The sequence below is a fragment of the Methylobacterium sp. WL8 genome (genome assembly GCF_008040045.1).
In the GTDB taxonomy this organism is placed as follows: Bacteria; Pseudomonadota; Alphaproteobacteria; order Rhizobiales; family Beijerinckiaceae; genus Methylobacterium; species Methylobacterium cerastii.
In genome coordinates, this window is record NZ_VRVF01000124.1 from 1 (window position 1) to 7,574 (window position 7,574).

Here is a 7,574-nt window from a genome sequence, read left to right on the forward strand (position 1 = left end):
CCCCTCCCCCATCCGGGTTAGACACCGCGCCCCGCAGCCATCGAGGACACGGACCGGATGATCGGCATCACGCATCGCATCGCCACCGAGCTCGGCGTCGCCGAGGCGCAGGTGCGGGCGGCGGTGGACCTGCTCGACGGGGGCGCCACGGTGCCGTTCGTCGCCCGCTACCGCAAGGAGGCGACCGGCGGGCTCGACGACGCGCAGCTGCGCACCCTGGAGGAGCGCTTGGCCTACCTGCGCGACCTGGAAGAGCGCCGCGGCGCCATCCGCGATGCGATCCAGGGCCTCGGCAAGCTCGATGCCGCGCTCGCGCAGAAGATCGCCACGGCCGAGACCAAGGCGCGGCTGGAAGACCTCTACGCGCCGTTCAAGGTCAAGCGCCGGACCAAGGCTCAGATCGCTCGCGAGGCCGGGCTCGGTCCGCTCGCCGAGGCCCTGCTTGCGCAGCCGGAGCGGGACCCCGTTCAGACCGCGAAGGCGTTTGCCGGCAAGGACGGGTTCCCCGATGCCGACGCCACGCTGGAGGGCGCACGCGCGATCCTGATCGAGCGCTTCGGCGAGGACGCCGAACTCGTCGGTAGCTTGCGCGAGGATGGCTGGCGGCGCGGGCGGATGCACGCCTCGGTCCGCAAGGGCAAAGCCGAGGCCGGCCAGAAGTTTGCCGACTACTTTTCCTTCGAGGAGCCGCTGACCCGCCTGCCCTCGCACCGCATCCTGGCGCTGTTCCGCGGCGAGAAGGAGGAGGTGCTCGACCTCGACCTCACGGATGCCGAGACGCCGCCCCCGGGCCAGCCGGCCTGGCAGGAGGCCCGGATCGCCAAGACCTTCGGCATCGGGGATCGCGGGCGGCCCGGCGACCGCTACCTCGCCGAGACGGTGCGGAAGACCTGGCGGACGAAGCTGAAGCCGGCGATCGACACGGATCTCCGCGCCCGGCTCTGGGCGGTGGCCGAGGCCGGCGCCGTGCAGGTCTTCGCCGGCAACCTGCGCGACCTGCTGCTCGCGGCGCCCGCCGGGGCGCGGCCGACGCTTGGGCTCGATCCGGGCTTCCGCAGCGGCGTGAAGGTCGCGGTGGTCGACGCCACCGGCAAGGTCGTCGCCACCGACGCGGTCTTCCCGCACGAGCCGCGGCGCGACTGGACCGGTGCGCTGGCGACGCTGGCCAAGCTCTGCCGCGCCCACGCGGTCGAGCTGATCGCCATCGGCAACGGCACCGCCTCGCGCGAGACCGACAAGCTGGCGGCCGAGCTCCTGGCCCGGCACCCGGAGCTGAAGCTGACCAAGGTGATGGTCTCTGAGGCCGGCGCCTCGGTCTACTCGGCCTCGGCCTACGCCTCCGCCGAGCTGCCGGACCTTGACGTGACCCTGCGCGGCGCGGTCTCGATCGCGCGGCGGCTGCAGGACCCGCTGGCCGAGCTGGTGAAGATCGAGCCGAAGGCGATCGGCGTCGGGCAGTACCAGCACGACCTCGCGGAAGGGAAGCTGTCGCGCTCGCTCGATGCGGTGGTGGAGGATTGCGTCAACGGCGTCGGCGTCGACGTGAACGTGGCCTCCGCGCCGCTACTCGCCCGCGTTTCCGGGCTGTCGGAGCGGGTGGCCGCCAACATCGTCGTGCATCGCGACGCGAACGGCCCGTTCCGCTCGCGCGCCGCGTTGCGCAAGGTCGCGGGCCTCGGCCCCAAGGCCTACGAGCTCGCCGCCGGGTTCCTGCGCATTCGCGACGGCAGCGACCCGCTCGACGCCTCGGGCGTGCACCCGGAGGCCTACCCGGTGGTCAAGAAGATTTTGGCCGCCACCGGCCAGCCGATCAACGCGCTGATCGGCAACGGCGCGGCGCTCAAGGCGCTGAACCCGCAGAAGTTCGTGGACGCGACCTTCGGCCTGCCAACCGTCGCCGACATCATCGCCGAGCTGGAGAAGCCCGGCCGCGACCCGCGTCCGGCCTTCCGCACCGCGACCTTCCAGGACGGCGTCGAAAAGATCTCGGACCTGAAGCCCGGGATGCGGCTCGAAGGCGTCGTCACCAACGTCGCCGCGTTCGGCGCCTTCGTCGACGTCGGCGTGCATCAGGACGGGCTGGTTCACATCTCCGTGCTGGCCGACCGCTTCGTGAAGGACCCGCGCGAGGTGGTGAAGCCCGGCGACGTGGTGCAGGTCCGCGTCGTGGAGGTCGACCCGGCCCGCAAGCGCATCGCCCTCAGCATGCGCTCGGACGACGGCCAGCGGCAGACGCGACAGGAACCGGCGCGACAGGAACCGGCGCGCCAGGAGCAGGGGCGCCAGGATCAGGGGCGCCGAGAGCAAGGTAGGCCGGCGCGCGAATCCGCGCCGCGGCCCGCAGCGCCGGCGGACGAGCCGGGCGGCGCGCTTGCCGAGGCCCTGCGCCGGGCGACGAGCGGGCGGCCGCGGGGCAATGGCTGACGGCGCCGTGCACACGCCTGCTCGAGCGAAACCGTTGCTACGGCAACGAAATTTTTACCAGTACGGTCCAGGCTTGCTGACGCGGGCGGCCGAAGACCGGGCCGCGGGGGATACCTTTGAATATCCAACCGGTTACGAAGGTGACAAGACCTGCGGGGGCGGTTAAGCTTAGGCACGGCGAGGTCGTGGACGACCGATGTTCCGGGCCCTTGGGGGCGCGCACGCGAGACGAGTGATGGCTGGACAGAAGACGGATCAACGGGACGTTTATGTCGGGCAGCGCATCGCGGAGCAGCGGCGCAAGGCGTCGCTGACCCAGCGCCGCGTCGCCCAGAGCTTCGGCATGTCGGCGGCCCAGCTGCAGAAGTACGAGAAGGGTACCAATCGCATCAGCGCGATCCATCTCGACATCTTCTCGCGCATGACCGGCGTGCCCCTCGACCACTTCTTCAGCGGCATGCCCCGCGACGAGGACCACGCCGTCGAGGGCTTCGCCGACGCGCCGCAGCGCCCGCTCGAGGGCGGCTGGCAGAGCGTGGCCGAGATGGTCGCCCGCCACGTCGCCGAGAACTGCTCGGCCGACACGCGCCGCGACTTCGCCGCCGCGGTCCAGGCCCTCGAGCGCAAGCTGAGCGGCTGACGCCGTCGATCCCGCTTCGGCGCACCACTGTACCGATCTAGCGTCCGCTTCGTGCGGTATAGCGGATCCGTTCGGCATTCCACCTTGACCCTGGGGGAAGCCGGTGCCAGAACTCCGGCCCTCACGACCGGGTCAAGCGCCGCGATTTCAGGAAGGCGCACCCGCCAACCGGGGTGCCCCGACAATGCCGCGTTCAGACTTCCTCTTCACCAGCGAGTCCGTCTCCGAGGGCCACCCCGACAAGGTGAGCGACCGGATCTCCGACACCGTGGTGGATGCCTATATCGCCGCGATGCCCGAAGCCCGCCTCGGCGTCGAGACGCTGACCACGACCAACCGCGTCGTGATCGCCGGCGAGGTCCGCGGCCCCGACTCGGTGACCTTCAAGGACCTGGAAGAACTCTCCCGCGAGGCGGTGAAGGACATCGGCTACGAGCAGGCCGGGTTCCACTGGAAGAACAACGAGGTGCAGATCTACCTGCACGCCCAGTCGGCCGACATCGCCCAGGGCGTGGACGCGGCCGGCAACAAGGACGAGGGCGCGGGCGACCAGGGGATCATGTTCGGCTACGCCGCCGACGAGACCCCGGAGTTGATGCCGGCCCCGATCTTCTACGCCCACAAGATCCTCAAGGACCTCGCTGACGCCCGCAAGGCGAAGCAGGGGGATGCGGCCAAGCTCGGGCCCGACGCCAAGAGCCAGGTCACGGTGCGCTACGCCAACGGCCGCCCTGTCGAGGCGACGCAGATCGTGCTCTCGACCCAGCACCTAGACGAGTCGCTCGATTCGGCCGACGTGCGCGCCATCGTCGAGCCCTACATCCGCGCGGCTTTGCCCGAGGGTTGGATCAACGAGGGCACGGTCTGGCACGTGAACCCGACCGGCAAGTTCGTCATTGGCGGCCCGGACGGCGATGCCGGCCTCACCGGCCGCAAGATCATCGTCGACACCTACGGCGGCGCGGCGCCTCACGGCGGCGGCGCGTTCTCGGGCAAGGACCCGACCAAGGTCGATCGCTCGGCGGCCTACGCGGCGCGGTATCTCGCCAAGAACGTCGTCGCGGCGGGCCTCGCCTCGCGCGCCACGATCCAGCTCGCCTACGCCATCGGCGTGGCCAAGCCGCTCTCGATCTACGTGGACCTGCACGGCACCGGCAAGGTCGACGAGGCCAAGCTGGAGGGCGTGCTGATGGACGCCCTCGACCTCTCGCCCCGCGGCATCCGCCTCGCGCTCGGCCTGAACAAGCCGATCTACGCCCGCACCTCGGCCTACGGCCATTTCGGCCGCGCGCCGGATGCCGACGGCGGCTTCTCCTGGGAGCGCACGGACCTCGCCGAGAAGCTGAAGTCGGCCCTGGCGTAAGGCTTCCACCGCGCGGGTCTTCCCTCCCCCTCTGCGGGGGAGGGAAAGCGCGTCGCGTCTTCTTCGAACACCCGAGCCCGGCCGTGACCGAAACCAGCCCCCCGGCCGACGCCCCCGAGCGGGCCTTCTTCGGCCGCCGCAAGGGTAAGCGCCTGCGCGGGCTGCAGGAGCAGCGCCTTGCCGAGCTGCTGCCGCGCCTGCGCGTCGCGCCGCCCGCCGAGGGCCGCCTCGATCCGGCGACGCTGTTTCCCGGCATCGCAGACGGTCCGTCCGAGGTCTGGCTCGAGATCGGGTTCGGCGGAGGCGAGCACCTGGCGGCTCAGGCCGAAGCCCATTCCGACATCGGCATCGTCGGCGCCGAGCCCTTCGTCAACGGCGTCGCGAAGCTGCTGCGCGCCGTCGACGAGCGCGGCTTGCGCAACGTCCGCATCCGCGACGAGGACGTGTCGCCGCTGCTCGCGGCCCTGCCGGATGCCTGCCTCGCGCGGGTCTACCTGCTCTATCCCGATCCCTGGCCCAAGCGACGCCAGCGCAAGCGCCGGTTCGTCTCGGACGAATCGCTCGCCGAGATCGCCCGCGTGCTGCGTCCCGGCGGCCTGTTCCGCTTCGCCAGCGACATCGACGACTACGTCGGCTGGACCCTGGTGCGCACCGCCCGCTGCCCCGCGTTGCGCTGGACGGCGCGCAAGGCCGCCGACTGGACGCAGCCCTATTCCGGCTGGCCCGGTACCCGCTACGAGGCCAAGGCGATCGTGGCCGGGCGCCGCCCGACCTACCTGGAATTCGAGCGCATCGCGTAAGGTAAAATCGGGGCGGCGGGCAAACTAAGCTGTTGTCGAAGCCGCAGAGGGCGCCCGACGGCTTGCCCCGGCTGGGCGCCGGCCCCATCTTGCTCCCGCCCAGCCGGGGCGCCCAACGGGCGTGCCCACCGGGGCGACGCTTTTCGAGACGGCGCGACCGCGCGTTCGAGGGGACGGTGTGACCGACAGGGACGATCACGGCCCAGTAGGCGGCTTGCACGGCCCGGTAGGCGGCTTGCACGGCCCGGCGGCCGACCCGCGCCACGCAGCCTTCGAGGCGGCGGCCATCGGGCTCGCCGTGCTGTCCGAGGACGGCGCGCAGATCCTTGAGGCCAACCCCGCACTCTGCGCCCTGCTCGGCCACGCCCCTGGTGCGCTGTCGGGAAAGCCGGCCTCCGACCTCGTCGGCGGCGGCCGGATCGCCGATGGCATCCATCCCTGGCTCCATGCCGGCGGCGGCTCGGTGGAGGTGCGGGTGCGCCGCTCCGGCGCCGGCGGCACGGTTCTCGTGGTCGAGGCCGTCGACGCCGACGAGGCGGCGCGCTCCGAGGAGAACCGCCAGGACCTCGCCGCCGCGGGTCTCGGCGAATGGCGCTGGGAGCAGGCCACCGGGCGCCTCGTGCTGTCGCGCCGTGCCGCGCAGATCCTCGGCCATCCCCCCGGCGACTCCGCGACCTGGGACATCCTGCGCGCCGGCCTCTCCGCCGGCGAGCCCGAACGCCTCCAGGCCGTGGTCCGGGACGCGATGGCGCGCGACGGCGCCTACCGCTTCGAGACCCGCCTGACGCGGGAGGCGGATGGGCGCGAGGTCGTCCTCGCCGTGCGCGGCCGCCCGGTCCACGCCGCCGACGGGCGCCGCACCGGCATGGTCGGCGTGGTGCAGGACGTGACCACGCGGGTCGAGGCGCGCGACGGCCTGGTCGCCCGCGACCAGCGCCTGCGGGTCGCCACCACGGTCGCCAGGCTTGGGATCTTCGAGTGGCACATGCTCGAGGACCACGCGATCTGGGAGAACGAGCGGATGTTCGAGATCTTCGGGCACGCGCCCGAGGACGGCACCATCGGCAAATCCGAGTTCTTGCGCGACACGCTGCACCCGGACGACCGGGCGAGCGTGCGGCTGGCGATCTCGCAGGCCCTGCGCGACGACGCGATCCTGCACACCACCGGCCGCATCCGCCGCCGCAGCGACGGCGCGTGGCGCACCATCGACCTCGCCGGCCGCTTCGAGCGCGACGCCCCGAACCGGCTGCCGCGGCGGTTGATCGGCCTCGTCGCCGACGTCACCGACCAGCGGCTCGCCGAGGAGCGCCAGGCGCTGCTGATCCGCGAGCTGCACCACCGGGTGAAGAACACCCTGGCCACGGTGCAGGCGATCGTCGGCTCGACCGCGCGGACGGCGTCGAGCATCGACAGCTTCTATGAAGCCTTCGTCGGCCGCATCAAGTCGCTCGCCCACACCCATTCGGTACTTACCGAGGCGACCTGGCAGACCGCGGACCTGCGCACGCTGCTGCTCAGCGAGCTGCGCCCCTACGCCGAGGCGCAGACGCGGGAGGGCGAGGCCGGCGAGGGGGACGGCGTCTTGGACGGCCGCATCACGCTGGACGGGCCGGACACGGCGCTGCCCTCTGAGATCGCGGTGCCGATCGGCATGGCGATCCACGAGCTCACCACCAACGCGGCGAAGTACGGCGCACTTTCCAACCGCCGCGGGCGGATCTCGGTCGCCTGGACCATCCTGTCGGGCGGCTCCGCCGGGATGCTGCATTTCGCCTGGCGCGAAAGCGGCGGCCCGCCGGTGGAGCCGCCCCGCCGCCAGGGTTTCGGCTCGCGCCTGCTGCAGCGGGTGCTCACCACGCAGGTCCAAGCCGAGGTCGAGACCCTCTACGCCCCGGACGGCTTCGCCCTGACGATGCTGGCCCCCCTCCCCGTCCGCAACCCCGGTCTCGACCCGCCGGGCTAAGCCGCTCGACGCCCTCTTGCGGCCGGAACTACGGGTTCACGCGTCGCGTAGGCGCAGTCGCCACCCTTTCCTCCCTCCTCTGCGGGGGAGGGTGGCCCGCGACCTACCTCAGGCCGCGCCGCGGTTGCCGCCTTCGCCGCCGGCTTCGACGAAGGCCTTCAGCTCGTCGAGGGAGGCGAAGGTGAAGCGGCCCTGCGGGGTGTCGGCTTCGATCGCGCCGTCGGCGTACATCACGTAGGTGTTGCCGCCCGACGCATAGCGGCCGACCACCTCGCGGGCCGCAGGCTCCGGGGCCGCCTTTGCGGGCTCGGCGTCGAGGCTCGGGCGCAGGGCCGGCTCGGCCGGGGCGAACAGGTCGTCCTCCGGCTCGGGGGGCGAGGC

At 72.0% G+C, this 7,574-nt stretch carries 5 protein-coding genes and 1 pseudogene; 5 read left to right on the forward strand and 1 reads right to left on the reverse strand.

The annotated features are described in order from the left end of the window. Positions 1-57: 57 nt before the first annotated feature. The 5 genes from FV234_RS24600 to FV234_RS24620 all read left to right on the forward strand — a co-directional run bounded on the left by FV234_RS24600 (position 58) and on the right by FV234_RS24620 (position 7,193). The gene (locus FV234_RS24600) at positions 58-2,424 is read left to right on the forward strand and encodes a Tex family protein (RefSeq protein WP_147832271.1); all 2,367 of its coding nucleotides are present in this window, start codon (positions 58-60) and stop codon (positions 2,422-2,424) included. 235 nt (positions 2,425-2,659) lie between these two features. Next, a complete protein-coding gene (locus tag FV234_RS24605; RefSeq protein WP_147765226.1) occupies positions 2,660-3,064 on the forward strand; it encodes a helix-turn-helix transcriptional regulator in 405 nt (134 codons plus the stop codon). Positions 3,065-3,248: 184 nt separating this feature from the next. Continuing rightward, complete coding sequence (gene metK / locus FV234_RS24610; protein WP_147754273.1) at positions 3,249-4,427, forward strand: methionine adenosyltransferase; 1,179 nt, start codon at positions 3,249-3,251, stop codon at positions 4,425-4,427. A gap of 83 nt (positions 4,428-4,510) precedes the next feature. Continuing rightward, positions 4,511-5,227: a tRNA (guanine(46)-N(7))-methyltransferase TrmB gene (locus FV234_RS24615; RefSeq protein WP_147832273.1), complete on the forward strand. Its 717-nt coding sequence runs from the start codon at positions 4,511-4,513 to the stop codon at positions 5,225-5,227. A 214-nt stretch (positions 5,228-5,441) separates the two neighbouring features. Then, on the forward strand, positions 5,442-7,193 hold the full coding sequence (locus tag FV234_RS24620) for an HWE histidine kinase domain-containing protein (protein ID WP_147832275.1): 1,752 nt from the start codon (positions 5,442-5,444) through the stop codon (positions 7,191-7,193). Positions 7,194-7,301: 108 nt separating this feature from the next. Here FV234_RS24620 and FV234_RS24625 read toward each other — a convergent pair. Beyond that, positions 7,302-7,574 (reverse strand): annotated as a pseudogene (locus FV234_RS24625) (hypothetical protein); the annotation flags it as partial.

Excerpts from the sequence above, each read along its gene's own strand:
- metK (WP_147754273.1), top strand. The coding sequence starts at position 3,249 with ATGCCGCGTTCAGACTTCCTCTTCACCAGCGAGTCCGTCTCCGAGGGC.
- FV234_RS24600 (WP_147832271.1), top strand. The coding sequence starts at position 58 with ATGATCGGCATCACGCATCGCATCGCCACCGAGCTCGGCGTCGCCGAG.
- FV234_RS24605 (WP_147765226.1), top strand. The coding sequence starts at position 2,660 with ATGGCTGGACAGAAGACGGATCAACGGGACGTTTATGTCGGGCAGCGC.